This is a genomic window from Streptomyces sp. NPDC004609 (genome assembly GCF_042873655.1).
Classification (GTDB): domain Bacteria; phylum Actinomycetota; class Actinomycetes; order Streptomycetales; family Streptomycetaceae; genus Streptomyces.
Genome location: NZ_JBIALS010000023.1, coordinates 91,387 through 117,653 on the forward strand (window position 1 = coordinate 91,387; position 26,267 = coordinate 117,653).

Consider the following 26,267-nt stretch of genomic DNA (forward strand, 5'->3'; position numbering starts at 1 on the left):
ACTGGGGCCATGCATGCGCAGCCGAGGCTGGTCACCCGCTCCCACATCGACTTCGGTCGTGTGTGGTCCTGTTCCTGTTGAGCGAACCTCGCCCCCGCGCCGTCACCCGCACGCCGTCACCGCACCGGCGACAGCCTCTCCTCCCCTCGTCTCGACCCGCGTGTGTTCACGCTGTCTAGGACCCGCAGTCGCAGGAGCAGCAGCAGCCCGTGTCTCCGCCGGTAGCGGTACCGGCATCGACCTGGGAGCCCCCGCAGGGGTTCTGACCCGGGCAGCAGTCCCCGCCGGCACCCTCGCGCCTCTTGCGTGACCAGGGGCCCTCGAAGGTGTCGGCACAGCAGATCTGGCACGAGCAGCACAGCCAGGTGGCGGCCAGACAGCCGCCCAGGAAACTGCGCCGTTCGCCCCTCGGGGCCCCGCCCTTCGGCCGCTCGGGCTCGGGCGGCGGTTCGCCGAACCGCCGTCCACCGCCCGGACCGCCCGGACCGGAGCCCGATCCCCACGAGCCGGCGCCGGCGCCCCCGCCGCCACTGGCACCGCCACCGCTGTACAGATGTCCGCCGCCGTGCGGACGGCCGCCGCCCCGGGGCGGGTTCGGCGTCGACACCCGGCCCTCGTGCGCGCAGGAGACCGCCCTGAACGCGCGGTTCACCGCGACGTCCAGCTCATGGGCGAGCAGCACATGGACCAGCCGGCGGTCGGTCAGCCGCACGTCGTGCAACGCGAGCCGCACCCCGCGTACGGCGTCGTCGGCGAGCCTGCGGGCCTCGGTGAGCGAGGTGCCGGTGGCCGTCAGCGGGTTCCAGGCGCCGGACGCGGCATCGGCTTCCCGGTCCTCCACCGCGTCCAGCAGATGCGCGAGGCGGCCGAAGAGCCTTCCGGCCTCGGCGAGCGGGGCCGCGTTCTCCGGCCGCCCGGCGAGCACGGCGGTGTGCGCGAACGCGGCGGCGGTGGCCGTCTCGGTGGGTTCGGTGACGGTGAGCAGCGGGGTGCCGCGGCCCGCCAGGCTCTCGATCCCGGTCTGCCGGTCGACGGCGTCAACCAGGACGGCCGTGTCGAAGCCCAGTTCCGCCCCGGTGCGCGCGCCGGCCCGGTCCCAGCCAGCCGCGACCCGGCGCGCTGCGGCGGCCACCGGCCCGCGCGCCAGCATCCCGTCCCGGTCGGCGACATGGTCGCGTACCTTCGCGGACGCCAGCACCAGGGACACCGCCGCCGCCAGCCGCGCCCCCTCCCCCGTGGCGACGGGCGCGGTCCGCATCCCGCGCAGCGGGCAGGGCCCGGCGGTGCGCCGCGCGTCCGGGGTGCGGACGGACTGAGCCTCCGTCAGAACGGAGATGATCAGGCCGTCGTAGTTGGTGACCACCCGGGCGAACTGCCCGTGGTCCGCGCGGAGCGCGAGGCAGAGCCCGCAGAGATGGGCCATCCACTCGGTCTTCAGTCCATCGGTGAGGCGATGGCTGCATGGCCTGACCATTCCGAACACGACAACAGTCCCCCCGTGAGACGTCGACACTGCCAGGCATCGTAACCACACCGATCCGCTCACCTGTACGTCCCCAGCTTCACCCATCTGGCCCGACTTTCATATTTTGAGCAGATCATGCGCCTTATCTGGGAAGAACCCTGACGAACCGCCACATCCTCTGCACCAGTACCGTCACGAATCCCCTGCACGGCGGCTATCCACGTGGCACGCGATCCGCATGATGGACGACCATAGGGACAGGGAAGAACAAGAGACCGCTAGTGAGCGGACCACAGCGAAAGGAGGCGTCGATGGGATCTGTGCGCAAGGCGAGTGCCTGGCTGGGGCTCGTCGAGGACAGCGACGAGCGTTACTACGACGATGAGTACGCCGAGGGTGCCGAGACCGGTGACGCGTGGGTCACCGACCCGCGGGTGCGTGTAGCCTCCGACTCCGCCCAGGAAGAGGGCCGCCGGATCGCCACGGTCTCCCCCTCCTGCTTCCGGGACGCCCGTGGCATCGGCGAGCTGTTCCGCGAGGGCGTGCCCGTCATCGTGAACCTCACCTCCCTGGAGCCCGCCGACGCCAAGCGCGTGGTGGACTTCGCCGCCGGGCTGACGTTCGGACTGCGCGGCTCCATCGACCGGGTCGCGACCCGGGTCTTCCTGCTGAGCCCCGCGCATACGCAGGTCGTCACCGGCGAGGCCCCGAGCCGCGTGCAGGACGGCTTCTACAACCAGAGCTGAGCAGGGCGCTCGCCGGCCGTGTCCGGTAGCCCGGTCCCCCGGGTCACCGGAAGGCGTCCAGGCCGGTGAGCGCCTTGCCCAGGACGAGCTGGTGCATTTCGACGGTGCCCTCGTAGGTGAGCACCGACTCCAGGTTGGTCGCGTGCCGCATCACGGGATACTCCAGGGAGATCCCGTTCGCGCCGAGGATCGTGCGCGAGGTGCGGCAGATCTCGATGGCCTCCCGCACGTTGTTGAGCTTCCCGAAGCTGACCTGCTCGGGGCGGAGTCTCCCCGCGTCCATCCGGCGCCCCAGATGGTGGGCGAGCAGAATCCCCTTGTGGAGTTCCAGCGCCATGTCGGCGAGCTTGGCCTGGGTGAGCTGGAAACCGCCGATGGGCCGGCCGAACTGCTCACGGGTGCGCGCGTACTCCAGCGCCGACGTGAAACTCGCGCGGGCGGCTCCCATCGCGCCCCAGACGATTCCGTACCGCGCGTGGCCGAGACAGCTCAGCGGGCCCCGCAGCCCGGTGACCGCCGGCAGTACGGCGTCGGCGGGCAGCCGCACCTCGTCCAGGACCAGTTCGCTGGTGACGCTCGCGCGCAGGGACCACTTGTGCCGGATCTCGGGGGCGGAGAATCCGGGGGTGCCGGCCGGGACGAGAAAGCCGCGGATACCGCCCTCCTCGTCCGTCTGCGCCCAGACGACGGCGACCCCGGCGACCGAGCCGTTGGTGATCCACATCTTGCGGCCGGTGAGGACCCAGTCCGTGCCGTCACGCCTGGCGTGGGTGCGCATGGCCGCGGGGTCGGAGCCGTGGTCGGGCTCGGTGAGGCCGAAGCAGCCGATGATCTCGCCCGCGGCCATGGCGGGCAGCCAGCGCTCCCTCTGCTCCTCGGAGCCGAAGCGGTGGATCGCGCACATGGCGAGCGAGCCCTGTACGGAGACGAGGGAGCGGATGCCGGAGTCGGCGGCCTCCAGTTCCAGGCAGGCCAGTCCGTACTGCACCGCGCTCGCACCGGCGCAGCCGTAGCCCGTGAGCGACATGCCGAGCGCGCCGAGCGCGCCCAGTTCCCGGGCCAGCTCCCGGATCCCGGGAAGCTCACCGCGCTCGTACCAGTCGGCGATGTACGGCAGGACCCGGTCGGCGGCCCAGTCGCGCACGGTGTCGCGGATCGCGAGGTCCTCGGGGTCGAGCAGATCGTCGATGCCGAGCGGGTCGTACGGGTCGAAGGGCGCGGGCTTCGGGGATGCGGGCATGGCGTGGGCCTCCGGCGGCACTCACGGGCGGATGTCGGCGGCCGGGCGCGGGCGGACGTCCACCGGCGGACACCCGCCGACTGCGGGCAACCCGGAAAAACTAGCAGCGATAGTCCGAACCGGTCACCAGGAGCGCCCCGCGACCTCGCGGTTCACCGGACCGGTGATCCCGCGGCCCGGTGGACCGGCCGCCTCCGGGTTCGCGGGGGCCCTCACCCCGCGAACGGGCGGACCCGCGGGCTCACCGCCGGCCGAGTCACGTGTGACGGTGGCGACGGAAGCCCCTGAGACAGCTGAGGCGCCGGACACCCCGGGAGCCGCGAAGGCCCCGGAGACGCCGGGCATCCCGGGGATGCCGGTGAGATCGGCGGGCTCACGGCTCGCCGGGACCGGGACCTCGGGGTGGAAGGCCGCCCGTACACCCGTCCCGCAGCGCTCGGCCGGCTCCGCGCACTCCATGATCCGCGGCAGCCTCAGCGCGGCGAGCGCGCCGAGCAGCAGCAGGCCCGCGCTGACCAGGAGCGTGACATGGAGGCCGTGGACGAAGGAGTGGCGCGCGGTGGTGCGCAGGACCTCGCCCGCGCTCCCGCCGAGCCGGTCCGCGACCTGGTACGCCTCCCCCAGCGAGTTGGACGCGGCGGTGCCCGCGGAGCCCGGGACCCCGGCGAGCGAGCTGAAGGCGGGCGCGTAGGCCGCGTTCATGACACTGCCGAGCAGGGCGATCCCCATGCCCGCGCCGAGCTGGTACGAGGTCTCCCCGATCGCAGCAGCGCCGCCCGCGCGCTCCGGCGGGGCCTCGCTGAGCATCGACTCGTACGCGGCGAAGAGTGTGGTCTGGAGCCCGAAGCCCAGCAGAACGAATCCGGTGGTGAGCAGCAGCGGCCGGTCGTGCTGGCCCATCAGGGTGAGCAGCAGCACGGCCGCCGCGGTGAGCACGAATCCCCAGCCGACCATCCGGCGCGGTCCGACCCGGCGCAGGGTGTACGAGCCGGTGGCGCCGGCGGCCATCGCGGCGAAGGTGAGCGGCAGCAGGCGCAGGCCCGTCTCCAGCGGGCTGAGCCCCAGGATCAGCTGGAGGTACTGGACGGCGATGAGCTGCAGGCCGACCAGCGCGAGCATGGCGAGCACGATGCAGCCGACGGAGGTGGAGAAGGTCGCGGTGGCGAACATCCGGATGTCGATCAGCGGGTGCCTGCGGCGCCTCTGGCGACGTACGAACAGGGCCAGCAGGACCAGCCCGGCCAGCAGCGGGAGGACCGCCTGGGCGTCCAGCGGGCCGTGGCCCACGCCGAGCTTCTTCATCCCGAGGACCACGCCGAGCACCCCGGCGGCGGCCATCAGCGCGCCGAGCACGTCCCAGGGCCCGCCGAGGCCGCCGCGTGACTCGGGGAGCAGCCAGCGGGCCAGGGGGAGGATGAGGGCCATCAGGGGGATGTTGACGAGGAAGACCGAGCCCCACCAGAAGTTCTCGACGAGGAAGCCGCCGATGACCGGTCCGGTGGCGGCGCCGACGGCGGCCACCGCGGTCCAGATGCCGATCGCCATGGCTCTCTCCCGGCGGTCGGGGAAGACCGCGCGGAGTATCGAGAGCGTCGCGGGCATGATCATCGCGCCGCCCACGCCGAGGAGGGCACGCGCGGCGATCAGCACTTCGGGGGTGGTGGCGAGGGCGGCCACCGCCGAGGCGGCGCCGAAGATGCCGTATCCGATGAGCAGCACCCGGCGGCGGCCGACGCGGTCCCCGAGGGTGCCGAAGAGGATGAGAAGGGCCGCGCAGATCAGCGGATAGGCGTCCACGATCCACAGCAGTTCGACCCCGCTGGGGCGCAGGTCCTCCGTGACCGCCGGCACCGCGACATGCAGCACGGTGGCGTCCAGGGCGACCAGCAGCAGGCTGACGCAGAGTACGAGGAGGACGACCCAGCGGTTGGCCCCGCCGCCTGCGGCACGCAGTCGTGCCACGGCCGTAGTCGTCCCTGCCATGCACCTACCTCCAGTGATTCCCTCGCGCTCGGCGGGCCAGCCGGGGACGGGGACGGTCCCTCAGGGCGGTCCGGCATCGACGGACGAGTGAGCCGTCAGCGTACGCGAGTTCCGGCCGATGGCGCGTGGTTCATCTCTCAACACTTGGCGCGCGGGTGTGTGGTGTGCGCCACGCCCCGTGCCCCAAGGGCGATTCCGGCGGCCCGGAACATGAGAAAAAATTCATACGGGGAACCGGGGAACAGTCATTTGCGCGATCGAAAGACACCCCGGCGGACCGGCCCCGGCATTACGGCGGGTGCGACCTCGCGGGATTTCCGAATTGGCCAGTAATAAATCCCGCGTCAGCGGGTTACCCCACATCACATCGTCATCACAAAGCCGCTGGATCGGCCTAGTCGCGCCCTCACTCGCTGTAACGTCGATTGGGTGCGTACCGACATCTTCGCCCGCCTGGACCGGGAGCCGGAACCGCCGAAGATAGAGATCCCGCGGATGAGCCGCACCCGTCTCGCCCTCTTCGGCGGGACGTCTGCGCTCTACGTCGCCATCGTCGTCGCCGTACTGGCGTCGACCTGGCTGGTGATCATCGACTGGAAGATCATGCTGTTCCGGCCCTACCAGCAGTGGCCGGAGCTGCACCCCTTTCTCGATTACTTCGTGGTGCTCGGCCAGCGTGGTCCTACGGCTGTGATGGTCGCCGCCTGGCTGGGCTGGCGCTCCTGGCGCCAGCACACCGTGCGGCCCCTGCTGGTGCTCGGCGTCTCGTTGCTGCTGCTCAACGCGACCGTCGGCGCCGTCAAGATCGGTCTCGGCCGGCTCGGCCCCCACTACGCGACCCGGATCGGATCACCCGAGCTGTTCGCCGGCGGCGATATATTTCCCTCCGGGCACACCGCCAACGCGGTGGTGACCTGGGGAATCCTCGCCTATCTGGCGACGACCCCGAAGACGCGGCGCTATCTGTCGGCGCTGTCGGCGACGGTCTCGCTCGGTGTCGGTCTCACCACCGTCTATCTCGGTACGCACTGGCTCAGCGATGTCCTGCTCGGCTGGGCGGCCGGGCTCCTGATCCTGCTGGCGCTGCCCTGGTGCGAGCCGCTGATCGGCCGTGCGGAGGCGTGGATCTTCGCGCAGCGCGAGCAGTGGCGTGCGCGCCGCCGTCTCGCTCCCTCGCTGCCGGTGGCGGCGGGCGGCCCGAGGCCGACGCTGGTCGTGCCGCGCGGCCCGGTGGAGGAGAAGCCCCCGCGGGAGCCGGTGGGGGCCATGGGCGGAATGCCCGGCCCGTCCGGCAGGTCCACCGCGCAGCTCACGCAGCAGCGGTCGCACACAGTGCGCTCCGAGCGGTCGCCGGTCACCCCGTCGGGCAGCCGCCGCCCGCCCGCGTCGCGGTCGGTGACGGGCGGCTGAGCCCTCCCGCGGCGGCGTACCAAGGCCCCGGCCGGGGAACGGCCGGGGCCTTCGCGCCGTCCGTACGGGCCCGGCGGGGCGCCGGCCGGGCCCGTACGGACGAGAGGTCCCTTCCCCCGGGACACCCCGCCCGCGAAACGGCGCACACCGCGCGCACGAGGGCCCGCCGCAGGACGGCCCGGCGCCGCCCGCGGACCTTCAGCCCCGCCAGCAGCGGATGACCGTGCCGCCCTCCACCTCGAAGTTGATACGGCCCATCAGGTACTCCAGAGTGATGATCGCGCCCGGCGGCAGGGACCTGACCGTGGTCCAGCCCTGCTCGCGGGCGCGTCGTTCGGCGACGTCGGCGGAGAGGCCGACATACGCCTCGGTGGGGTCGGCGGGCTCCGCCGAAGGGGTCGGTATGGGTGCCATGCGTCCACGGTAGGCGGCAGCGGACGGTGACGGTAGCGGAGCCGAAACCTCCGCCCGCGGTCGCCCGTACGCCACCGGTCACGCTTCTGTCACAGGACCGCGACACGCGTTCAGCCCAAAGACCGTCACCCGAACGAGCAGTTCGACACCAGCTGTGCGGTAATTCCGGACGGCCTCTCGATCGTGCAGAATTCCGGCGTGGAATTGCCCTGGGCGAGCGCCGGAGGACAAATTGACGGACCGTGAACAATTCACGGGTTCCTTACAGAATCCCCGCGCCCGTTCGGGCGTCCTCCCGGCCCCCCTCAGAGGTCTCCCGACGGCACTCGGACGGCTCCCGGCCCGGTATGGCTTCCGGCGTGAACGCGTCCCGCGGGGCATGCCGCTGCGAAGGTCCGGGAGGCGGTAATGGGCACGGACACCACCGCCGCCGGAACCGGCGCCCGGCCCTCGCCACTGCGGAGCCTGAGCAAAGTGCTCGTGGACTGGCTCACGACCACCGACCACAAGAAGATCGGCCATCTCTATCTGATCACGTCGTTCGGATTCTTTCTGATCGCCGGAGTACTGGCCCTGGTGATCCGGGCCGAACTGGCCCGCCCGGGGCTCCAGCTGATCAGCGCCGAGCGGTTCAACCAGTCGTTCACCCTGCACGGCACGATCATGCTGCTGCTGTTCGCCACCCCCGCGTTCGCGGGCTTCGCCAACGAGATCATGCCCCTGCAGATCGGCTCGCCCGATGTGGCCTTCCCCCGGCTGAACATGCTCTCGTACTGGTTCTATCTGTTCGGCGGGCTGATCGTGCTCGGCTCACTGCTGACCCCGACCGGACCGGCGGCCTTCGGCTGGTTCGCGTACGCGCCGCTGAACTCCCAGGAACACTCGCCCGGCGTCGGCCCCGACATGTGGATCATGGGGCTGGCGCTCGCGGGCTTCGGGACGATCCTCGGGGCGGTCAACTTCATCACCACCATCATCGGGATGCGCGCCCCCGGGATGACGATGTTCCGGCTGCCGATCTTCACCTGGAACGTGCTCTTCACCTCGATCCTGGTGCTCTTCGCCTTCCCGGTGCTCGCTGCGACGCTGCTGGTCCTGGAGGCGGACCGGCGGCTCGGGGCCGTGGTCTTCCAGCCGGAGAACGGCGGGGCCCTGCTGTGGCAGCACATGTTCTGGTTCTTCGGGCACCCCGAGGTCTACATCATCGCGCTGCCGTTCTTCGGGATCATCACGGAGATCCTGCCGGTGTTCTCCCGCAAGCCGGTCTTCGGCTATCTGACGCTGGTGGGCGCGACCATGGCCATCACCGGGCTCTCGATCGTGGTGTGGGCACACCACATGTTCGCCACCGGAGCGGTCCTGCTGCCGTTCTTCTCCTTCATGTCCTTCCTCATCGCGGTGCCGACCGGGGTGAAGTTCTTCAACTGGTCGGGCACGATGCTCAACGGCTCGCTGTCCTTCGAGACCCCGATGCTGTGGTCGGTGGGCTTTCTGGTCACCTTCCTCCTCGGCGGACTGACCGGGGTGATCCTGGCCTCGCCGCCACTGGACTTCCAGGTCACCGACTCGTACTTCGTGGTGGCGCACTTCCATTACGTGGTCTTCGGCACCGTCGTCTTCGCGACCTTCGCCGGCTTCTACTTCTGGTGGCCCAAGTTCACCGGCACGATGCTGGACGAGCGCCTCGGGAAGATCCACTTCTGGTCGCTGTTCGTCGGCTTCCACCTGACCTTCCTGGTCCAGCACTGGCTGGGCGCGGAGGGCATGCCCCGGCGGTACGCGGACTATCTGGCCGCCGACGGCTTCACCGCGCTCAACACCCTGTCCACGATCGGCTCGTTCCTGCTCGGTATCTCGACGCTGCCGTTCCTCTACAACGTGTGGAAGACCAGGAAGTACGGGCGGAAGGTGGAGGTGGACGACCCCTGGGGGTTCGGGCGGTCGCTGGAGTGGGCGACCTCCTGCCCGCCGCCCCGCCACAACTTCACCACGCTCCCCCGGATCCGGTCCGAATCCCCGGCCTTCGATCTGCACCACCCCGAGTTCGCGGCCTTCGAGGCCATCCCGGACCAGGAACTCGTCACTCGATGGCCCGGGACAGACGGTCCCGGGCCGCCCTGATGTACTCGGTCAGCTCGACCGGTTCGATCACCTCGAAGTCCACGCCCATCAGCAGCACATGGACCACCATCAACTCCAGGCCGGCCGCGCCCGTGCGCAGCAGGCAGCTCCTGTCGTCGACGGGCTCCAGCACCCCGTCGGAGGGGGTCACCACCTCGGCCGCGCGCTCGGCCGGCACGAGCAGCCGGATCACCGCCGTGTCGCTGTACGCGGTGGTGGAGACGCCCCGGGAGACATAGGCGGCCAGATCCTCGGCGGGCGGGGTACGGGGGGTGAACCGGGGGCCGTGCGGCGGCTTCGGGACGATCCGGTCCGCCCGGAAGGTACGCCAGTCGGCCCGGTCGGTGTCCCAGGCGACGAGATACCAGCGGTGCTCGGTGCACACCAACCGGTGCGGTTCGACGGTACGGCGGGTGAGGGCGCCGCCGTGGTCGCGGTACTCGAACCGCAGCAGCTCGCTGTCCCGGCAGGCCCCCGCCAGCACGGTCAGCACGGAGGCGTCCACCTGGGACCGGGGTGCGCGCAGCATCGGCACGGTGAAGGAGCTCAGCGCGCTCACCCGGCGGCGCAGCCGGTCGGGCAGCACCTGCTCCAGCTTCGCCAGGGCGCGTACGGAGGTCTCGCCGATGCCCTCGACGCCGTGGCCGGCCGCGGTGCGCAGCCCGACGGCCACGGCCACCGCCTCGTCGTCGTCGAGCAGCAGCGGGGGCAGCCGGGCACCCGAGCCGAGCTGATAGCCGCCGCCCGTGCCGGGGCTGGCGTTGACGGGATAGCCCAGCTCGCGCAGCCGGTCGACGTCGCGCCGTACGGTGCGCGGGGTGACGCCGAGCCGTCGCGCCAGTTCGGCGCCGGACCAGTCCCGGTGGGTCTGGAACAGGGAGAGCAGTCGCAGCAGCCGTGCCGAGGTTTCCACCATGAGGGAATTCTGCCAAGGCACGCGGACAGGGACTGTCCTCAAGTCCCCCGGAGACCGGCCCGGAGCGCCGCAGGTCCCGCCGGCGCCCGGGGCTCCCGGACCGCCCGGCTCTCGCTCGGGCCGACGCCGGACCCGGCCTGATCGAGCGGGACTGCTCCCCCGGTGCGGCCCCGCTCGGCCCTGGCTCAGCCCTTGCGGCCCGCCCTGCGGAGCACGGCGGCGGCCAGATACCGCAGGGCGTACACACTGCCGTAGACAGTGCCCCGGAGGCGGTAGGCGGCATCGCGCAGGGCGGTGCGGGACCCCCTGGTCCGCGCCTGCTCGACCAGCTCGGTGAAGAGCGCCTCGTGGCGCGCGGCGATCCGCACGGGGTCGAAGCGCTCGGAGGCGGCGAGGGCGGCGGCCCCGGAGCGCAGCCTCAGTTCGTCGTCGCAGATCAGTTCCAGGAGCGCGTCCGCGATCGCGTCCACGTCGCCGGTGGGCACGAGCCGCCCGTCCACGCCGTCCTCGATGATCTCGCGCGGCCCGTGGGGGCAGTCGGTGGAGACGACAGGCAGCCCGCAGCGCATCGCCTCGACGATCGTCATGCCGAAGGACTCCTTGCTGGAGGTGACGGCGGCGATCGAGCCCTTGACCCACTCGGGTTCGAGCGGGTGGGCGTTGCCCATCAGGAAGACGTGGTCCTTCAGCTGCCGCTCCTCGACGAGGGCGGTGAGGGCGTCGCGCTCGTTGCCGGTGGCGTCCCCGCTGCCGTAGATCCGCAGCCGCCAGTCCGGCCGGGCGGCGACGACCTTGGAGAACGCCTTCACCAGCAGGTCGTACCGCTTGACGCCGGTGAGCCGCCCGGCCGCCACGACGAACGTACCGCTCCCGTCGGAGGGCGGCACGGAGGGCCGCGGCACGCTGTTGGGCACGGACTCGATCCGTACGCCGGGCAGCTTCAGCCTGGTGCGGTAGGCGCGGGCGTCCGCCTCGGTGACGGTGGTGATCGCGTCGAGGAGCCCGTACCGGTAGCCCAGCTCACGGCGGAGCCGGTAGCCGTGGCCGTCCAGGGTGAGGTGCTCCTGTGCCACGCGGACGGGTCCGCGGCGCGTCTGGCGCGCGATGTGCACGTTGAGCCCCGGCCGGGTGCCCACGACGACATCGGCGTCCAGGGAGCGCAGATGCTCGGCGATCCGGGTGTCGGTGAGGCGGCTGTACTGCTTGTGGCGGCCGTCCCCGCGCGGGAAGACCTTCGCGGGGCGCCGGTGGTCGGGGTGGTCGCCCGCGAAGTCCGGGCTGCTCCTCCGCAGGTCGACGAGTTCCCGCATGGTGACACCGGCGGGCGCCCCCATCATCGGCTTCTCACGGTGGCGGAAGACGGAGACGATCTCCACGTCGTGGCGCTCGGCGAGCACCTGGGCCAGATTGAAGGTCGTACGGATCGTGCCGCCGATTCCGTACGCGTTGTGCAGCAGAAAAGAGATGCGCATGCGCTGCGGCGTCCCCCTGTTCAGATGTGGTCGCCACGACTCTACTGCGCGCGGACCCGGTGGCGGGCCCGGGGACACGGAGCCGTGCGCCCCGGGCGGGAGTCCTCGCGGCCGTGCGGGGAGCGGTACGCGGGCGGCCGAGGGCGGTGCGCGGGCCCGGGAGCCTCCCGCGGGACCGGCCGGTCGGCCCGGGATGCCGAGCATGGTCCCGACGGCCGGCAGGTCGGGTGAGCCGCCGATGACGTCCCGGTGGGCCGCGTACAGCGCGTGCCGGTTCCGCCGCTCTCGCACGGGGCGACGCGGTCCCCCACCCCTCCGTCCGTCGCCCGGACTTCGCCCGCCGTGGCGGCGAGGAGGGCCGGGGGCGCCACCAGGGCCCTGACTGCCGGCGCCGCCGTGGTGCGCTGCCGAGGGGAACCGGGGGTGCTCCGGGAACTCGTGGTCATCGCAACCCTCACCACGCCAACCTCCCCCCGCACACCCACCACTGACGGGGAGTAGCCGATTCCGGCCGTCATCTCACTCTCCGCACAGGACCGTTCTCTTCCCTTACCTCCGATGCGTGACTCCTGCCGCAGATCGGCCGTTGAGCCCTTTATGAGCCGGGATCCGCCCGGCACACAAGATCAAGTTCCGAGGAGCCACCCGTGCCGCGCATGCTCGACGTCAGCGAGGACGTCCGCGCCGAGATCGGCGACGAAGAAGCCGACCGGCTGCTCGCCGGCGAGACCGCCCCGGGCAGCTATGACTGCACCTCCTGCCGCACCCCGGGCGACACCGAGCAGGAGCGCACCAGCACGGTGCTGTTCGTCGGCGACGAAACCGCGGTGCTCGCCTTCGCCCACGCCACCTGCATTCCCTCACAGGTCGTCCAGGTCGCCGAGGACCAGCTCCAGGGCGCCGTACGGTCCATCACCGGCGAGGAGCCGGGTACCGCCGCGGGCGCCCCCGACACCGGCGGGGGCCAGGCGGTCCTCGGCGTCACCAGCGGGCTCGTCCTCATCAACGGCGAACTGCACCCCGCCCTGGTCGTCGAACCGACCGCGCCCATCGCCCGCCCCGGCACCACCGGCAACGGCGGGGACGACTTCCTGCCGCTCCTCATCGAACAGGGCTTCGTGCCCGTCCACGCCCTGGACCAGATGCCGGGGACCCTGCCCGGCTGGTCGGTCCTGCTCGCCATGGGCCAACTGCACGCCGTGCTCCAGCCCTCCGCCCCGGGCGGCGGCCCGGTCGCCTGGTGGCAGGCGCACCAGCCGCTCCAGGTCACCGACGGCTGGCGCACCGCGGCCAACAAGTCGCACCGGGTGCTGGTGTTCGCCGCCCCGGTCGGGTCGATCGGTCAGCAGCCGCGCGAGGATCTGCTGCGCGACGCGCTGGAGATGGCGTCGGCGGGCGGCCGACTGGTGGCCGCAGCCATGCCCCTGGCCGGTACCTGACCCTCCGTTTCCTGCCCTGTCCTGGTACTTCGCGCACCGGGACGGGGTGTGGACAGTGACGGGCCGGGGTCGTGGGTCGTTTCTACCTATGTGCACTCATACGAAGCGTCCCGCCAGCCGTACCAGAGTCAGATCCCCGCCATGCGCCCCGCGCGCGAGGCATCGGCAGGCCCCTCCCCCACGCCCATCTACGACGCGCTGTACTCCGAGTACCGCAGGGCGTTCCGGGCACTGCCCGGCGACCGTTCCGGCGAGGAGGACCTCGGCCTCCAGGGCTTCGGCCCCGGGCCGGCGAGCAGCCGGGGCTACGGCATCCACACCACGCACCAGACCGTGGGCTGGCAGCCGTACCCCCGGTCCCATGCGGGGCACCACCCCCCGGCGCTGCCGCCCGCCCCGCGCCGCAGCCACTGAGCGAGCCCCCGGCGTGTGCGGGCGCCGTCACGGACGAGGGCCCTGTCCCCACCGGACGCACCGGTGGGGACAGGGCCCTCGTCCGTACCCATCGCGCTACTTCTTGCGGCCGCGCTTCTCCCGCACCCGTACCGAGATGTGGATGGGCGTCCCCTCGAAGCCGAACTCCTCGCGGAGCCTGCGCTCCACGAAGCGGCGGTAGCCGTGCTCCAGGAAGCCGGACGCGAAGAGGACGAACCGCGGCGGCTTGGTGCCGGCCTGGGTGCCGAAGAGGATACGGGGCTGCTTGCCGCCCCTGATCGGGTGCGGATGCGAGGCGACGATCTCACCGAGGAAGGCGTTCAGCCGTCCCGTCGGGACCCTCGTCTCCCAGCCCGCCAGCGCGGTCTCGATGGCCGGGACCAGCTTCTCCATGTGGCGGCCGGTGCGGGCGGAGACATTGACCCGGGGGGCCCAGGCGATCTGGGCCAGCTCGGTCTCGATCTCGCGCTCCAGGTAGTAGCGGCGCTCCTCGTCGAGGGTGTCCCACTTGTTGAAGGCGATCACCATCGCACGGCCCGCCTCCACCGCCATGGTGATGATCCGCTGGTCCTGCACGCTGATGGACTCGCTCGCGTCGATCAAGACGACCGCGACCTCGGCCTTCTCCACGGCCGCGGCGGTACGCAGCGAGGCGTAGTAGTCGGCGCCCTCCTGGAGGTGGACCCGTCGGCGGATACCGGCGGTGTCGATGAACTTCCAGGTGACACCGCCCAGGTGGATCAGCTCGTCGACCGGGTCACGGGTGGTGCCCGCGATCTCGTTGACGACGACCCGCTCCTCGTTCGCCACCTTGTTGAGCAGCGAGGACTTGCCGACGTTCGGGCGGCCGATCAGCGCGATCCGGCGCGGGCCGCCGACGGCCTCGCCGAAGGTCTGGGCCGGGGCCTCGGGCAGCACGTCGAGCACGGCGTCGAGCATGTCGCCCGTACCGCGGCCGTGGAGCGAGGAGACGGGGTGCGGCTCACCGAGGCCGAGGGACCACAGGGCGGTGGCGTCCGCCTCGCCGCTGGGGCCGTCGACCTTGTTGGCACAGAGCACGACGGGCTTGCCGGCCCGGCGCAGCAGCTTGACCACCGCTTCGTCGGTGTCGGTCGCGCCGACCGTGGAGTCCACCACGAAGACGACTGCGTCGGACGCCTCGATGGCGTACTCGGCCTGGGCGGCGACCGACGCGTCGATGCCGAGGACGTCCTGCTCCCAGCCACCGGTGTCGACGACCTTGAACCGGCGGCCCGCCCACTCGGCCTCATAGGTGACCCGGTCGCGGGTGACGCCCGGCTTGTCCTCGACGACGGCCTCGCGGCGGCCGATGATCCGGTTCACCAAGGTCGATTTGCCGACATTGGGCCGGCCGACGACGGCGAGGACGGGCAGCGGGCCGTGACCGGCCTCGCCGATCGCGCTCTCGACCTCCTCCGTGTCGAAGCCCTCTTCCGCGGCAAGCTCCATGAACTCCGCGTACTCGGCATCGCCAAGCGCTCCGTGGTCGTGCTGGTCGTTCATGAAGTCCGTTCCTCGTGTCTCAACCGGATCACATGGGGTGATCCAACAGCTCAAGTCTTACCCGGTGCGCCCGGTGAGGCGCCTGGCGTTTTCCAGGTGCGCGGTCAGCCGCTCCTGGATGCGTACGGTGGCTTCGTCCAGGGCCTTGCGCGTACGACGGCCGCTTCCGTCCCCCGCCTCGAAGGCGTCTCCGAAGACCACGTCCACCCGGCCGCGCAGCGGGGGCAGCGCCTTGACCAGCCGACCGGGCCGCTCGCCGCTGCCCAGGACCGCGACGGGCACTATCGGGGCACCGGAGCGTACGGCGAAGTACGCGAGGCCCGCGCGCAGGGAGGCGAAGTCGCCCTCGCCCCGGGTGCCCTCCGGGAAGATACCGAGGACACCACCGCGCTCCAGGACACCCAGCGCGCCGGTGACGGCGGTGCGGTCGGTGCCCGTACGGTCCACCTTCAGCTGACCGATTCCCAGCAGGAACGGGTCGAGGGGGCCGATGAACGCCTCCTTCTTGATCAGGAAGTGCACCGGCCGGGGCGCGGTGCCCATCAGCATCGGGCCGTCGATGCCGTGCGCGTGGTTCACGGCGAGGATCACGGGCCCGGCTGCCGGAACGCGCCAGGCGCCGAGCACCTGCGGCCTCCAGAAGCCGTACATCAGGCCGATGCCGATGCGCCGCCCGACCGCGGCCCCCCTGGCCGAGGGTTCCGTGACCGTCACTTCACACCGCTCCGGTCCCCGGCCCCGTCGCCGGCCCGCACCCCGCGGGGACCGCCGGCCGCGCTCCGCCGCTCTGTGCCCTCTGTCGCGCTCCGCCTCGATTCCGCTCCGGCCGAGTGCACCTCACTCGTACCTCGCCCGGAACCCTCAACCTGCGCTGCGTCTCGGCTCCGCCGCTCCGTGACCAGGGTGATCACATGCTCGATCACCTGCTGGAGGGTCAGTTCGGTCGTGTCGACCTCGACGGCGTCGGCGGCCTTGGCCAGAGGGGAGGTCTTACGGCTGGAGTCGGCCGCGTCACGCTTGATCAGGGCCTCCCGGGTGGCCACCACATCCGCGTCCTTCAGCTCACCGCTGCGGCGGGCGGCGCGGGCCTCGGGGGAAGCGGTCAGGAAGATCTTCAGGTCGGCGTCCGGGAGGACGGTGGTGCCGATGTCGCGGCCCTCGACGACGATACCGCCCGCGGCGGAGGCGGCGATGGCGCGCTGGAGCTCGGTGATCCGGGTCCGTACCTCCGGGACCGCGCTCACCGCGCTGACCCTGGCGCTGACCTCCTGGGTCCGGATCGCGGCGGACACGTCCACGCCGTCGACCGAGATCACGGGAGCGGCCGGGTCGGTGCCGGAGACGATGGCGGGCTTGCCCGCCGCGGTGGCGATCGCGGCCGGGTCGGCCACATCGACACCGTTGGTGATCATCCACCACGTGATCGCCCGGTACTGCGCGCCGGTGTCCAGATAGCTCAGCCCCAGCGCGGCGGCGACGGCCTTGGACGTGCTCGACTTGCCCGTGCCAGCGGGGCCGTCGATGGCAACGATCACGGCGGATTCCACGGTGTCGGACACCTTCCCTGATGTTCGGAGCGGGCCGGGCGGAAGTGCCGATGGGCCCCGACCAAGGTTACCGACTGCCGGGAGCTGCCATGGACACACGGACAGCGGCCCCTGAGAGGGCCCGTTCCGGGGGGCCGGAGCGGCTCAGCGGGCGGGTCCGGTACCGGTCGGTTCCGGCCCGGAGGGGTGCTCCGCCGGGAGAGCCCGCCTGCGCCGGCCGAAGGCCGTGGACGGGACCCGCCGCCCTGGGGGCCCCGGCCGAGGGGTGCGGTGCCGGTGCTCGCCCGCCCGCCCGGCACGATCCGGCCGGCAGGCGCCCTACTGCCGGATCGACCAGCCCCGCTCCCGCAGCGATGCCGACAGGACGGCCGCCGCCGCGGGCTCCACCATCAGCTGGACCAGGCCCGCCTGCTGGCCGGTGGCGTGCTCGATCCGGACGTCCTCGACATTGACGCCCGCACGCCCCGCGTCCGCGAAGATCCGCGCCAGTTCGCCCGGGCGGTCGCTGATCAGCACCGCGACGATCTCGTACGAGGCCGGTGCGGCACCGTGCTTGCCCGGCACCCGCGCCCGGCCCTCGTTGCCGCGCCGCAGCACGTCCTCGATGCCCTCGATCCCGGCCCGCCGCTTGGACTCGTCGGCCGCCTCAAGGGCCCGCAGGGCCCGGACCGTCTCGTCGAGATCGGCGGCCACCCCCGACAGCACATCGGCGACCGGGCCCGGGTTCGCGGAGAGGATCTCCACCCACATCCGGGGGTCGGAGGCCGCGATCCGGGTGACATCGCGGATGCCCTGGCCGCACAGGCGTACGGCGGTCTCGTCGGCCTCGCGCAGCCGGGCCGCGACCATCGAGGAGATCAGCTGGGGGGTGTGCGAGACGAGGGCGACCGCCCGGTCGTGCGCGTCGGCGTCCATGACCACGGGGACGGCCCGGCAGAGCGCGACCAGTTCGAGGGCGAGGTTGAGGACCTCGGTGTCGGTGTCACGGGTGGGGGTGAGCACCCAGGGGCGGCCCTCGAAGAGGTCGGCGGTCGCGGCCAGGGGGCCCGAGCGCTCCTTGCCCGACATGGGGTGGGTGCCGATGTAGGCCGACAGGTCGAGGGAGAGCGCCTCCAGCTCGCGCCGGGGGCCGCCCTTGACGCTGGCGACGTCCAGATAACCGCGGGCGGTACCGGCGCGCATCGCCCCGGCGAGCGCGGTGGCCGTGTGCGCGGGCGGTACGGCGACGATCGCGAGGTCGACGGGGCCCTCGGGCGGCTCTTCGGTACCGGCGCCGAGCGCGGCGGCGGTGCGGGCGCGCTCGGGGTCGTGGTCGACGAGATGGACGGCGATGCCACGGCCCGAGAGGGCGAGGGCGGCCGAGGTGCCGATCAGTCCGGTTCCGATGACGACGGCGGTTCTCACTGGGCGATGTCCTTGCGGAGGGCGGCGGCGGCGCCGAGGTAGACGTGCGTGAGGGCGGCGCGGTCGAGCCCGGTCTCCACATGCGCGAGGATCCGTACGACGCGGGGCATCGCGCCGAGGACATCCATCTCCTGGGCGCAGATCAGCGGGACGTCGGTGATGCCCAGCCTGCGGGCCGCCGCGGCGGGGAAGGCGCTGCGCAGATCGGGTGTGGCGGTGAACCAGACGCTGATGAGATCACCGGCGGTGAGGCCGTTGCGCTCCATGACGGCGGTGAGCAGCTCGCCGACCTGCTCGTCCATGTGTCCGGGCTCGTCCCGTTCCAGCTGGACGGCTCCTCGGACCGCTCGTACCGCCACGTCGTGCTCCTGCCCCTGTTCGTCCGTTCGCGTCGGCGTTCAGCCTAGTCAGGTGGGTAACGGCGGCGCGGCCGCGACCGCCCTCCGAGACGGCCGCCGCTGCCGTACGGGCCCCGGGCGCCGATCAGGCTCAATGTCACCCGGCGGGCACGGGCCCGCCACTCGGCGACACTCCGTGGGCGCCCGTAGCATGCGGCAGGTCGGGGCGGGCCGAGCGAGGGAGTCAGAACGATGGGCACAGAGCGCAGAACTCTGCTGGCGGCGAGCGCGGCCGGCGCGGCGGCACTGGTGACGGGATGCACCGACGGCGGAGACGGCGGCAGTGGCGGTGGCGGTGGCGCGGAGCAGCCGACCCCGTCCGCTCCCCCGGCGACGGCTTCGGCGACGGAGCACTCCCCGGCCACGGGCCGGGCGGCGGCGAGCGCGCCCGCCGGGAAGACCCTGGCGAGGACGTCCGACATCCCGGTCGGCGGCGGAAAGATCTTCCGGGACGAGCGGGTGGTGGTGACCCAGCCGGCGGCCGGGGAGTTCCGGGCGTTCTCGGCGGTGTGCCCCCATCAGAACTGTGTGGTCTCCGAGGTCGCGGACGGAATGATCGTCTGCCCGTGCCACGACAGCGGGTTCCGGGTGACGGACGCGTCGGTCGCGAAGGGCCCGGCGACCCGCCCGCTGCCGCCGCAGCAGATCACGGTCACCCAGGACACGATCCTCCTGCCGTGACACGGCCTGCCGGGCCCGTCGGCGACCGCCGACACAGGGAGAGCCACGGCGCCTGGTGCCGGGGGCGCGCGATCCCGGCGGCACCCGGTCGGCAGACCTTAGCCTTGCGGGATGACTCCGGAAGAACTGGTGCGCGACCACACGGTGTACTCCTGTGTGATGGGGTCGCGGGCGTTCGGTCTCGCGACACGGGACAGTGACACCGACCGCCGAGGGGTCTTCCTCGCGCCCGCGCCCCTCTTCTGGCGCTTCGAGAAGCCCCCGACGCATGTGGAGGGCCCCGCGGACGAGCAGTTCTCCTGGGAGCTGGAGCGGTTCTGCGCTCTCGCCCTGCGCGCCAATCCGAACATCCTGGAGTGTCTGGCGTCTCCGGTCGTCGAGCGGATCGACGACACCGGCCGTGAACTCCTCTCCCTGCGTGACGCGTTCCTGTCCCAGGAGGTCCACCGGACGTTCGTGCGCTACGCCGAGGCCCAGCACAAGAAGGTCGAGGCCGGACTCCGCCGGGAGGGCGAGCCGCGCTGGAAGCCCGTACTGCATCTGCTGCGGCTGCTGATGAGCTGCCGGGATCTGCTGCGTACGGGCGAACTCGTCCTCGACGTGGGCGAGGAGCGCGAGCGGCTGCTGGCGGTGGGGCGCGGTGAGGTGCCGTGGGGGGAGGCCGAGAGGTGGATGGAGCGCACGGCCGACGAGGCCGGCCGGGCGCTGAGCGGCACCCCGCTGCCCGCCGAGCCGGACCGGGCCCGGGTGGAGGACTTCCTCGTGCGGGTCCGGCGGGCGTCAGCCCTCCAGCCGGATCCGCACGACCAGGTCCTCCAGCGCGTCCCGGGCGGTGGGCTCGGCGGGCAGCCGTGAGTCCTGCCGGGCCTGTTCCAGTGCGGCGTGCAGTGCCTCCACGTCGGTCTGGACCACCTCCCGGTCGACACCGGCGGCGGGGCCGTGCTCCGCGTCCGCCTTGGCCTCGATCAGCTCGGGCAGATACGCGGGGGCGTCCACCTCGCCGAGCAGCGTCGGCAGATGCGCCTGGACCGTGCCGCCGCGCATCAGCCGGATACCGGTGAGCAGGGCGCGGAAGGTGTAGAGCAGGGGCTTGAGCTCATCCGTCCTCTCGAAGAGCCGCCACTGGGTGCCGGCGAATCCCCGGTAGTGGTGGGCGTGGCGGACGGTGAGCACTCCGGGTGCGAGCGCGGTCAGTTCGGTGTGGGCGTCGGAGGTGTGGACGACGAGCGGGGACAGCAACTGCTCCAGCACATAGCCGTTGGGCCGCAGCATGAGACGGACGAACTTGCGCAGATCGTGGGTGACGAGATCCATCTCCGTGCCGTCCCGGTCCCATATGCGCGATCTGGTCTCCTCGGGTTCGCGGAGTCCGACCAGCTCCGCCACCGGCAGCAGGTGGACGCCGCGCAGGTCCACGTCCGAGTCACGGGACGGGAACCCGTAGAGATGGGCCCCGGAGACGGTGGCGAAGAGCAGGGGGTCGGGCTGTTCCGCGACGACGGAGCCGAGGCCCGGGTGCGGCGGGGTCGGCGGCTCCGCCGGAGGCGGCGGGTTCAGCGGGTCGGGATCGGGGCGGTTCATGGGGTCCGGGACCGAGTACGGGTCCGAGACGGGATGCGGGTGCGGGCTGGTCACGGATCAAGAGTCCCAGAGCGCTCCCAGGGACATCAGGTCGCTCCGGTACTCGATGCGCTCCGACCACTGCTTGGGCCAGGCGCCGGCCCCCAGGTGTGCTCCCGCGAACGCGCCCGTCAGTGCGGCGATGGAGTCCGAGTCGCCCCTTGTGCAGGCCGCCCGGCGCAGTGCGGTGACCGGCTCCTCTGGGAAGAGCAGGAAGCACTGGAGCGCGGTGGTGAGGGCCTCCTCGGCGATCCAGCCGTCGCCGGTGGTCAGACAGGGGTCGGTCTCGGGGTCGGCGGTGCGCAGGGCGCGGGCCAGCCGGTCCAGGGCCCGCAGGCACTCGTCCCAGCCGCGGGCGATGAACGCCTGCGGGGTGGGGTCGTGGGAGTACGTCCACAGGTTGCCGAGCCAGCGCTCCGGATAGCGCCCGCGGTTCTCGTACGCGTACGAGCGCAGCAGCCCGACCAGGCCCATCGGCTCCGTGCCCCGGGCGAGCAGATGCACGGCGTGGGCCGTGAGGTCGCTCGCGGCGAGGGCGGTGGGGTGACCGTGGGTGAGGGCGGCCTGCAACTGGGCGGCGCCCGCGCGCTGTTCCCGGCCGAGCCCGGGGACGAGCCCGACCGGGGCGACCCGCATGTTGGCGCCGCAGCCCTTGGAGCCGATCACGCTCGCCTCCTGCCACGGCCGCCGTTCGTCGTCGAGCAGGTGACAGGCGTCCAGACAGGTCCGGCCGGGGGCCCGGTTGTTCTCGGGGTCGTGGTACCAGGCGGTGAACTCCTCGCGCAGCGGCCGGGTGAGCCGGGCGGCGTCGAGCAGTCCGCGGTCCATGGCGGTGCGTATGCCGCGGGCCACGGCGAGGGTCATCTGGGTGTCGTCGGTGACGATCGCGGGTGCCGGCAGGCGCATCCCGCGCCAGGGGCCGTGCGTGGCGAGGATCCGCGGCACATCGCTGAACTCGGTGGGGAAGCCCAGCGCGTCCCCGAGGGCGAGCCCGATCAGCGAGCCGGTGGCGGCCTGCTTGACGGTTGCTCCGGCGGGCGTGAGCGTGGGCCTGGGCGCGGTCATGACTGCCGTCCTTCCGGTCGCAGTAGCGGGGGGTGCGGGGCGGATGCGGCACCCGCCCGGTAGAGCGCGGCCGGTTTGCCCCGGCCGCCGGTCCGGCGCGGCGGGCCCTCGACCGGCTCGACGAAGCCGGGGGTGGCGAGGACCTTCCGCCGGAAGTTGGGGCGGTCGAGTTCGACGCCCCAGACCGTCTCGTACACCTGCTGGAGCTCGCCGAGCGTGAACTCGGCGGGGCAGAAGCCGGTGGCCAGACAGGTGTATTCGAGCTTGGCCCCGACGCGGTCGTACGCGTCGGCGAGGATGCGGTCGTGGTCGAACGCGAGCGGGGAGGCGTCGTCGAGCGGTGTCCACCGGGCGCGGGCCGCGTCCCCTCCGCCGCGCGGCTCGGGCAGATCGGGCAGCAGCGCGGTGTACGCGACGGACACGACCCGCATCCTCGGGTCGCGGTCCGGATCGCTGTAGGTCCGCAGCTGTTCGAGGTGGAGGTCGCTGACGGTCTCCCGGGAGAGTCCCGTCTCCTCGGCCAGCTCCCGGCGGGCGGCGGTCCCGGCGGACTCCTCGGGGCGTACGAAACCTCCGGGCAGCGCCCACGCGCCCCGGTAGGGGTCTTCCCCGCGTTCGACGAGCAGCACGTTCAGCCGGCCGTCGCGGACGGTGAAGACGGCGAGGTCGACGGTGACCGCGAAGGGCGGGAAGGCCCTCGGGTCGTACACGGCCACCGGGCCGGCGCCGGGGTGCGGGGCGGATCCGGGACGGGGGCCCGGGTGGGGGCCGCGGGCGGGCATCAGTGGCGCTCCGAGAGGTCGGGAAGGGGTTCGGCGAAGTCCCACCCTTCGCCGAGCAGTTCGTCGACGGCGGCGACGGCGGTGGCGAGCCGCCGTTCATGGGCTCCGGTGAGGCGTACGGTACGCCGTCCCGTGCGGGCGAGTTCGGCGGCGAACCGGCGGGTCATCCAGGGCCGCAGATGCTCCCCGTCCCGCAGGCCGTCGTCCTCGAAGGGGACGCCCTCGTGGTCGGTGAGCAGCCACAGGTGCTGCCGTGCGCGGGCGGCGATCCGTCCGACCTCGTCGTGGGCCGTGCCCAGATAGCGCTCGTGCCAGACCGTGGTGGCGAAGGCGTCGGTGTCGCAGATCAGCACGGGCGAGCCGGTCCTGGCGGCCTCGTCCTCCGCCGCGGCCTGGTGCCGGGCGATCACCGGGAACTCGTCGGACGAGAAGGACACCTCGCTCCAGCCCGCGCCGGGCCGCTCGGCACGCAGCCGGGCCAGCTTCCGCTCGCTGAACTCCCGCCCGTACTCCGGTACGCAGCGGGTCCTGGCCCAGACCCCGCCGCGGCCCCGGTAGTGGTCGGTGAGGGCGCGCGCCATCGTCGTGGTGCCCGTCGACTCGGCGCCGAGGACGACCACGCGCCGGGTGAGCGCGGCGCGCACGGGCGCCCGCAGGTAGTCCCAGCAGCCGACGGGATCCGCCCGTACCGCCGTGCCGGAGACGGGGAACAGACTCCGCCCGGGGTCGACGCAGACCGGGTCCGCGCCGAAGCGGCGGCCCAGTTCGGCGCCGTACGCCTCCGAGGTGAAGACGGCGTCGACGGGCCCGGGGACGGCGGCGCGGAAGACCGCCATGTGCGCGTCCCACACGGCCGGGTCGTTCACGTCCATCGGGATGTCGTCGACGGTGCCCACGACCCGTACACCGGGGTGCACTTCGCGCATCCAGGCGACCCGGTCGGCGAGCGGGACGGATTCGACGGACGCGGCGCAGACCAGGACGGTCAGCCGTTCGCAGCGGTCGGCGGCGGTCGCCACGAGATGGTGGTGTCCCGCGTGCGGCGGATAGAACTTGCCGAGGACGAGTCCGTGCCGGTAGCGCCTCATACGGTCACCTCCGCGGGCCGGGGGCCGGTCGCGGCGAGATCGCGCGACCAGTTGCGCAGCCCGGCGAGGCAGAGTGTCAGGAACCCGATGTACAGCAGGGAGGTGAGATACAGCTCCTTGTGCGCGTACAGCGGGATGTAGATGAGGTCGGCCGCGATCCACAGCCACCACGACTCCAGGCGCTTGCGGCACTGCCCGTAGGTCGCCATCAGCGACAGGGCGGTGGTGAGCGCGTCCCAGAACGGGACCGTCGAGTCGGTGGCGCGGTCGAGCAGCAGGGTGATCCCGGTGGTCCCCACCGCCCCGGCGGCGAGCAGCCAGGCCCACTCCGTACGGGTGGTGCGGCGCACCGGGAGCCGTCCGGAGCCCGGGCCCGACCCGTGGGTCCAGGTCCACCAGCCGTACGCGGCGAGGGTGATGAAGACGACCTGCAGCCCCGCGTCCGCGTACAGCCCGGCCTGGGTGAACAGCAGGATGAAGAAGAGGTTGTTGGCGATGCCGATCGGCCAGTTGGCGAGGTGCTGGCGGGCGACGAGCCAGACGCAGAGGGCGCCGCTGCCGAATCCGAGGACCTCGGTCCAGCTGACCGGGGTGTCGAGCACGGTGAACAGCGGCTGCTGCAGGGGGTCCAGTACGTCCGCGAGACTCACGCCCGCCTCCTTTATAGTCAAGGTGACTATAAAAGGATTCCGGTGGCCCGCACAAGCTCTTTACGGCCCGTACTCTTTACGGCCCGGATGGAACAGCGGAAGCCCGCGGCCTGTCCGGGCCGCGGGCTTCTGGGACCGCTGGGGCTCCTCGGGTCTTCCGGCCGGCTACAGACCGACTTCCTTCATCAGCATGCCGACCTCGGTGTTGGTCAGACGGCGCAGCCAGCCGGACTTCTGGTCGCCGAGCCCGATCGGGCCGAAGGCCGTGCGCACGAGCCTGTCGACCGGGAAACCCGCCTCCGCGAGCATCCGGCGCACGATGTGCTTGCGGCCCTCGTGCAGGGAGACCTCGACCAGATAGTTCTTCCCGGTGTTCTCGACGACCCGGAAGTGGTCGGCGCGGGCGTAGCCGTCCTCCAGGGGGACGCCGTCCTTCAGGCGCTTGCCGAGATCGCGCGGCAGCGGGCCCTGGATGGCGGCGAGGTAGGTCTTCTTCACCCCGTACCTGGGGTGGGTCAGCCGGTGGGCGAGCTCGCCGTGGTTGGTGAGCAGGATGATGCCCTCGGTCTCGGTGTCGAGCCGGCCGACGTGGAAGAGGCGCGTCTCGCGGTTCGTGACGTAGTCCCCGAGGCACTGGCGGCCGTCGGGGTCCTCCATCGTGGAGACGACACCGGCGGGCTTGTTCAGCGCGAAGAAGAGATACGACTGGGTGGCGACGGTCAGCCCGTCGACCTTGATCTCGTCCTTCTGCGGGTCGACGCGCAGCCCCTGCTCGGTGACGATCCTGCCGTTGACCTCCACCCGGGCCTGGTCGATCAGCTCCTCACAGGCACGCCGGGAGCCCATGCCGGCCCTGGCCAGCACCTTCTGGAGCCGCTCGCCCTCCTGCTCCGCCCCGGGGAAGGTCTTGGGCGCCCGGACTTCCGGCTTGTTCGCGTACCGCTCGCGGTTGCGCTCCTCGGTCCGGGCGTCGTACTCGCGCGAGCGGGCGGGAACGGACCGGCCGCCGCGCGGGGTGGACTGCCGGGGCGACTGCTTCGGCCCGCCCTTGGCCCCGCCGCGCGCGGCCGAGCCGCGGCCCTGGCGGGGGGCGTCGGAGGAACCGCCGGTGTCGTAGCGGCGCTCCTCGGGGCGGGGCTTGCCCGCACGCTTCTGCTGGTCGCCGCGTCCCGCCCCGGACCCCGGGCGCGAGGCACCCCCGTCCGCGCCCCGGTGGTTGCCGCGCCCGCCGCTGTTCCCGCTGTTCCTGCCGCTGCTTCGCATCAAAGTTCCGTCGTTGGATTGCCAGGGTGTCTTTCTTCGGTCTCCGGAGCGTCCGGATCGAACGACGGAACGCCTTCCTGTGTCTCGGCCTCGATCGCCTCGGCCTCGGGGAGGAAGGGCGCCAGCTCCGGGAGCTCGTCCAGCCCTCGCAGGCCCATCCGCTCCAGGAAGTAGTTCGTCGTCCTGTACAGGATCGCACCTGTTTCGGGTTCCGCGCCCGCCTCCTCGACAAGACCGCGCTGGAGCAGGGTGCGCATGACGCCGTCGCAGTTCACCCCGCGTACGGCGGAGACGCGGGAGCGGCTGACCGGCTGGCGGTAGGCGACGACCGCGAGCGTCTCCAGGGCGGCCTGGGTGAGCCGGGCGTGCTGGCCGTCGAGGACGAAGCGCTCGACGGCGCCGGCGTGCTCGGCGCGGGAGTAGAACCGCCAGCCGCCCGCGACGAGCCGCAGCTCGAAACCGCGGCCCTGGACGGTGTACTCGTCGGCCAGCTCCCGCAGCGCGTCCGCCACGGCCCGGCGCGGCTGCTCCAGGACCTTGGCCAGGTGCTCCTCGGTGGCGGGCTCGTCGACGACCATCAGGACGGCTTCGAGGGCGGGCTTGA

General features: G+C 72.2%; 23 protein-coding genes and 2 pseudogenes. 7 read left to right on the forward strand and 18 right to left on the reverse strand.

Annotated elements, in window-relative coordinates; translation table 11 throughout:
* Nucleotides 1-175: 175 nt before the first annotated feature.
* A complete protein-coding gene (locus tag ACFYT4_RS22755) occupies nt 176-1,474 on the reverse strand; it encodes a DUF5685 family protein (protein WP_389271840.1) in 1,299 nt (432 codons plus the stop codon).
* Between the two features lie 302 nt (nt 1,475-1,776).
* Between ACFYT4_RS22755 and ACFYT4_RS22760 the strand changes: the two genes are divergently transcribed.
* Nucleotides 1,777-2,211 (forward strand): cell division protein SepF, encoded by a 435-nt coding sequence (locus ACFYT4_RS22760; RefSeq protein WP_389271843.1) that lies wholly within the window; start codon nt 1,777-1,779, stop codon nt 2,209-2,211.
* A gap of 43 nt (nt 2,212-2,254) precedes the next feature.
* On the opposite strand, the gene ACFYT4_RS22765 is transcribed toward ACFYT4_RS22760, so the two are convergent.
* Both ACFYT4_RS22765 and ACFYT4_RS22770 read right to left on the reverse strand, forming a co-directional pair.
* On the reverse strand, nt 2,255-3,451 hold the full coding sequence (locus ACFYT4_RS22765) for an acyl-CoA dehydrogenase family protein (RefSeq protein ID WP_389271845.1): 1,197 nt from the start codon (nt 3,449-3,451) through the stop codon (nt 2,255-2,257).
* 123 nt (nt 3,452-3,574) lie between these two features.
* On the reverse strand, nt 3,575-5,434 hold the full coding sequence (locus ACFYT4_RS22770) for an MFS transporter (RefSeq protein ID WP_389271847.1): 1,860 nt from the start codon (nt 5,432-5,434) through the stop codon (nt 3,575-3,577).
* Between the two features lie 429 nt (nt 5,435-5,863).
* On the opposite strand from ACFYT4_RS22770, the gene ACFYT4_RS22775 reads away from it, so the two are divergent.
* Nucleotides 5,864-6,844: a phosphatase PAP2 family protein gene (locus tag ACFYT4_RS22775; RefSeq protein ID WP_389271849.1), complete on the forward strand. Its 981-nt coding sequence runs from the start codon at nt 5,864-5,866 to the stop codon at nt 6,842-6,844.
* A gap of 198 nt (nt 6,845-7,042) precedes the next feature.
* Here ACFYT4_RS22775 and ACFYT4_RS22780 read toward each other — a convergent pair whose 3' ends face one another.
* The gene (locus tag ACFYT4_RS22780) at nt 7,043-7,258 is read right to left on the reverse strand and encodes an I78 family peptidase inhibitor (RefSeq protein ID WP_389271851.1); all 216 of its coding nucleotides are present in this window, start codon (nt 7,256-7,258) and stop codon (nt 7,043-7,045) included.
* Between the two features lie 408 nt (nt 7,259-7,666).
* Here ACFYT4_RS22780 and ctaD point away from each other — a divergent pair, with 408 nt between their 5' ends.
* A complete protein-coding gene (ctaD, locus tag ACFYT4_RS22785) occupies nt 7,667-9,379 on the forward strand; it encodes a cytochrome c oxidase subunit I (RefSeq protein ID WP_389271853.1) in 1,713 nt (570 codons plus the stop codon).
* On the opposite strand, the pseudogene ACFYT4_RS22790 reads toward ctaD, so the two are convergent.
* Nucleotides 9,342-10,295 (reverse strand): annotated as a pseudogene (locus tag ACFYT4_RS22790) (helix-turn-helix transcriptional regulator); the annotation flags it as partial. The gene ctaD and the pseudogene ACFYT4_RS22790 sit on opposite strands and share 38 nt — an antisense overlap.
* Nucleotides 10,296-10,480: 185 nt before the next feature.
* Nucleotides 10,481-11,767, reverse strand: a complete 1,287-nt coding sequence (locus ACFYT4_RS22795; protein ID WP_389271855.1) for a glycosyltransferase family 4 protein — start codon at nt 11,765-11,767, stop codon at nt 10,481-10,483.
* A 647-nt stretch (nt 11,768-12,414) separates the two neighbouring features.
* Here ACFYT4_RS22795 and ACFYT4_RS22800 point away from each other — a divergent pair.
* Together ACFYT4_RS22800 and ACFYT4_RS22805 are read left to right on the forward strand one after the other, a co-directional pair.
* The gene (locus tag ACFYT4_RS22800; protein WP_389271857.1) at nt 12,415-13,206 is read left to right on the forward strand and encodes a hypothetical protein; all 792 of its coding nucleotides are present in this window, start codon (nt 12,415-12,417) and stop codon (nt 13,204-13,206) included.
* Between the two features lie 90 nt (nt 13,207-13,296).
* Entirely contained in the window at nt 13,297-13,620 is a 324-nt protein-coding gene (locus ACFYT4_RS22805) for a hypothetical protein (protein ID WP_389271859.1), read from the forward strand.
* A gap of 96 nt (nt 13,621-13,716) precedes the next feature.
* Here ACFYT4_RS22805 and der read toward each other — a convergent pair whose 3' ends face one another.
* From der to aroH, 5 genes and pseudogenes are all read right to left on the reverse strand, one after another.
* Nucleotides 13,717-15,165 (reverse strand): ribosome biogenesis GTPase Der, encoded by a 1,449-nt coding sequence (der, locus tag ACFYT4_RS22810; protein WP_389271861.1) that lies wholly within the window; start codon nt 15,163-15,165, stop codon nt 13,717-13,719.
* A gap of 57 nt (nt 15,166-15,222) precedes the next feature.
* A complete protein-coding gene (locus tag ACFYT4_RS22815) occupies nt 15,223-15,816 on the reverse strand; it encodes a lysophospholipid acyltransferase family protein (protein ID WP_389271963.1) in 594 nt (197 codons plus the stop codon).
* A gap of 230 nt (nt 15,817-16,046) precedes the next feature.
* A pseudogene (cmk, locus tag ACFYT4_RS22820) lies at nt 16,047-16,724 on the reverse strand ((d)CMP kinase); the annotation flags it as partial.
* A gap of 306 nt (nt 16,725-17,030) precedes the next feature.
* Nucleotides 17,031-18,116, reverse strand: coding sequence for a prephenate dehydrogenase (locus tag ACFYT4_RS22825; RefSeq protein WP_389271864.1), 1,086 nt, complete (start codon nt 18,114-18,116; stop codon nt 17,031-17,033).
* Nucleotides 18,113-18,475 carry a chorismate mutase gene (gene aroH / locus ACFYT4_RS22830; RefSeq protein ID WP_389271867.1) on the reverse strand — a complete coding sequence of 121 codons (363 nt, stop codon included), beginning with the start codon at nt 18,473-18,475 and terminating at the stop codon, nt 18,113-18,115. Before aroH ends, ACFYT4_RS22825 begins: the two co-directional genes overlap by 4 nt.
* Nucleotides 18,476-18,706: 231 nt before the next feature.
* Here aroH and ACFYT4_RS22835 point away from each other — a divergent pair, with 231 nt between their 5' ends.
* Complete coding sequence (locus ACFYT4_RS22835) at nt 18,707-19,195, forward strand: Rieske (2Fe-2S) protein (protein ID WP_389271870.1); 489 nt, start codon at nt 18,707-18,709, stop codon at nt 19,193-19,195.
* Nucleotides 19,196-19,306: 111 nt separating this feature from the next.
* Entirely contained in the window at nt 19,307-20,050 is a 744-nt protein-coding gene (locus ACFYT4_RS22840) for a DNA polymerase beta superfamily protein (protein ID WP_389271873.1), read from the forward strand.
* Here ACFYT4_RS22840 and ACFYT4_RS22845 read toward each other — a convergent pair.
* From ACFYT4_RS22845 to scpB, 7 genes are all read right to left on the reverse strand, one after another.
* Nucleotides 19,976-20,830: a DNA polymerase beta superfamily protein gene (locus tag ACFYT4_RS22845; RefSeq protein WP_389271876.1), complete on the reverse strand. Its 855-nt coding sequence runs from the start codon at nt 20,828-20,830 to the stop codon at nt 19,976-19,978. The two genes, ACFYT4_RS22840 and ACFYT4_RS22845, sit on opposite strands and share 75 nt — an antisense overlap.
* A 3-nt stretch (nt 20,831-20,833) precedes the next feature.
* Nucleotides 20,834-21,880 (reverse strand): ADP-ribosylglycohydrolase family protein, encoded by a 1,047-nt coding sequence (locus ACFYT4_RS22850; RefSeq protein WP_389271879.1) that lies wholly within the window; start codon nt 21,878-21,880, stop codon nt 20,834-20,836.
* The gene (locus ACFYT4_RS22855; protein WP_389271882.1) at nt 21,877-22,662 is read right to left on the reverse strand and encodes an NUDIX domain-containing protein; all 786 of its coding nucleotides are present in this window, start codon (nt 22,660-22,662) and stop codon (nt 21,877-21,879) included. The genes ACFYT4_RS22850 and ACFYT4_RS22855 overlap by 4 nt, the downstream gene beginning before the upstream one ends.
* Nucleotides 22,662-23,750, reverse strand: coding sequence for an AAA family ATPase (locus ACFYT4_RS22860; RefSeq protein ID WP_389271885.1), 1,089 nt, complete (start codon nt 23,748-23,750; stop codon nt 22,662-22,664). The genes ACFYT4_RS22855 and ACFYT4_RS22860 overlap by 1 nt, the downstream gene beginning before the upstream one ends.
* A complete protein-coding gene (gene pnuC, locus ACFYT4_RS22865) occupies nt 23,747-24,400 on the reverse strand; it encodes a nicotinamide riboside transporter PnuC (RefSeq protein ID WP_389271888.1) in 654 nt (217 codons plus the stop codon). The genes ACFYT4_RS22860 and pnuC overlap by 4 nt, the downstream gene beginning before the upstream one ends.
* 165 nt (nt 24,401-24,565) lie before the next feature.
* Entirely contained in the window at nt 24,566-25,663 is a 1,098-nt protein-coding gene (locus ACFYT4_RS22870; protein ID WP_389271891.1) for a pseudouridine synthase, read from the reverse strand.
* Entirely contained in the window at nt 25,663-26,241 is a 579-nt protein-coding gene (gene scpB / locus ACFYT4_RS22875) for an SMC-Scp complex subunit ScpB (RefSeq protein ID WP_389271966.1), read from the reverse strand. Before scpB ends, ACFYT4_RS22870 begins: the two co-directional genes overlap by 1 nt.
* Between the last annotated feature and the right edge of the window lie 26 nt (nt 26,242-26,267).

Coding starts and splice junctions, on each gene's coding strand:
- ACFYT4_RS22755 (WP_389271840.1), bottom strand. CDS start 1,474: ATGGTCAGGCCATGCAGCCATCGCCTCACCGATGGACTGAAGACCGAG.
- ACFYT4_RS22760 (WP_389271843.1), top strand. CDS start 1,777: ATGGGATCTGTGCGCAAGGCGAGTGCCTGGCTGGGGCTCGTCGAGGAC.
- ACFYT4_RS22765 (WP_389271845.1), bottom strand. CDS start 3,451: ATGCCCGCATCCCCGAAGCCCGCGCCCTTCGACCCGTACGACCCGCTC.
- ACFYT4_RS22770 (WP_389271847.1), bottom strand. CDS start 5,434: ATGGCAGGGACGACTACGGCCGTGGCACGACTGCGTGCCGCAGGCGGC.
- ACFYT4_RS22780 (WP_389271851.1), bottom strand. CDS start 7,258: ATGGCACCCATACCGACCCCTTCGGCGGAGCCCGCCGACCCCACCGAG.
- ctaD (WP_389271853.1), top strand. CDS start 7,667: ATGGGCACGGACACCACCGCCGCCGGAACCGGCGCCCGGCCCTCGCCA.
- ACFYT4_RS22795 (WP_389271855.1), bottom strand. CDS start 11,767: ATGCGCATCTCTTTTCTGCTGCACAACGCGTACGGAATCGGCGGCACG.
- der (WP_389271861.1), bottom strand. CDS start 15,165: ATGAACGACCAGCACGACCACGGAGCGCTTGGCGATGCCGAGTACGCG.
- ACFYT4_RS22815 (WP_389271963.1), bottom strand. CDS start 15,816: ATGTACGGCTTCTGGAGGCCGCAGGTGCTCGGCGCCTGGCGCGTTCCG.
- ACFYT4_RS22835 (WP_389271870.1), top strand. CDS start 18,707: ATGGGCACAGAGCGCAGAACTCTGCTGGCGGCGAGCGCGGCCGGCGCG.
- ACFYT4_RS22840 (WP_389271873.1), top strand. CDS start 19,307: ATGACTCCGGAAGAACTGGTGCGCGACCACACGGTGTACTCCTGTGTG.
- ACFYT4_RS22850 (WP_389271879.1), bottom strand. CDS start 21,880: ATGACCGCGCCCAGGCCCACGCTCACGCCCGCCGGAGCAACCGTCAAG.
- ACFYT4_RS22855 (WP_389271882.1), bottom strand. CDS start 22,662: ATGCCCGCCCGCGGCCCCCACCCGGGCCCCCGTCCCGGATCCGCCCCG.
- ACFYT4_RS22860 (WP_389271885.1), bottom strand. CDS start 23,750: ATGAGGCGCTACCGGCACGGACTCGTCCTCGGCAAGTTCTATCCGCCG.
- ACFYT4_RS22870 (WP_389271891.1), bottom strand. CDS start 25,663: ATGCGAAGCAGCGGCAGGAACAGCGGGAACAGCGGCGGGCGCGGCAAC.
- scpB (WP_389271966.1), bottom strand. CDS start 26,241: ATGGTCGTCGACGAGCCCGCCACCGAGGAGCACCTGGCCAAGGTCCTG.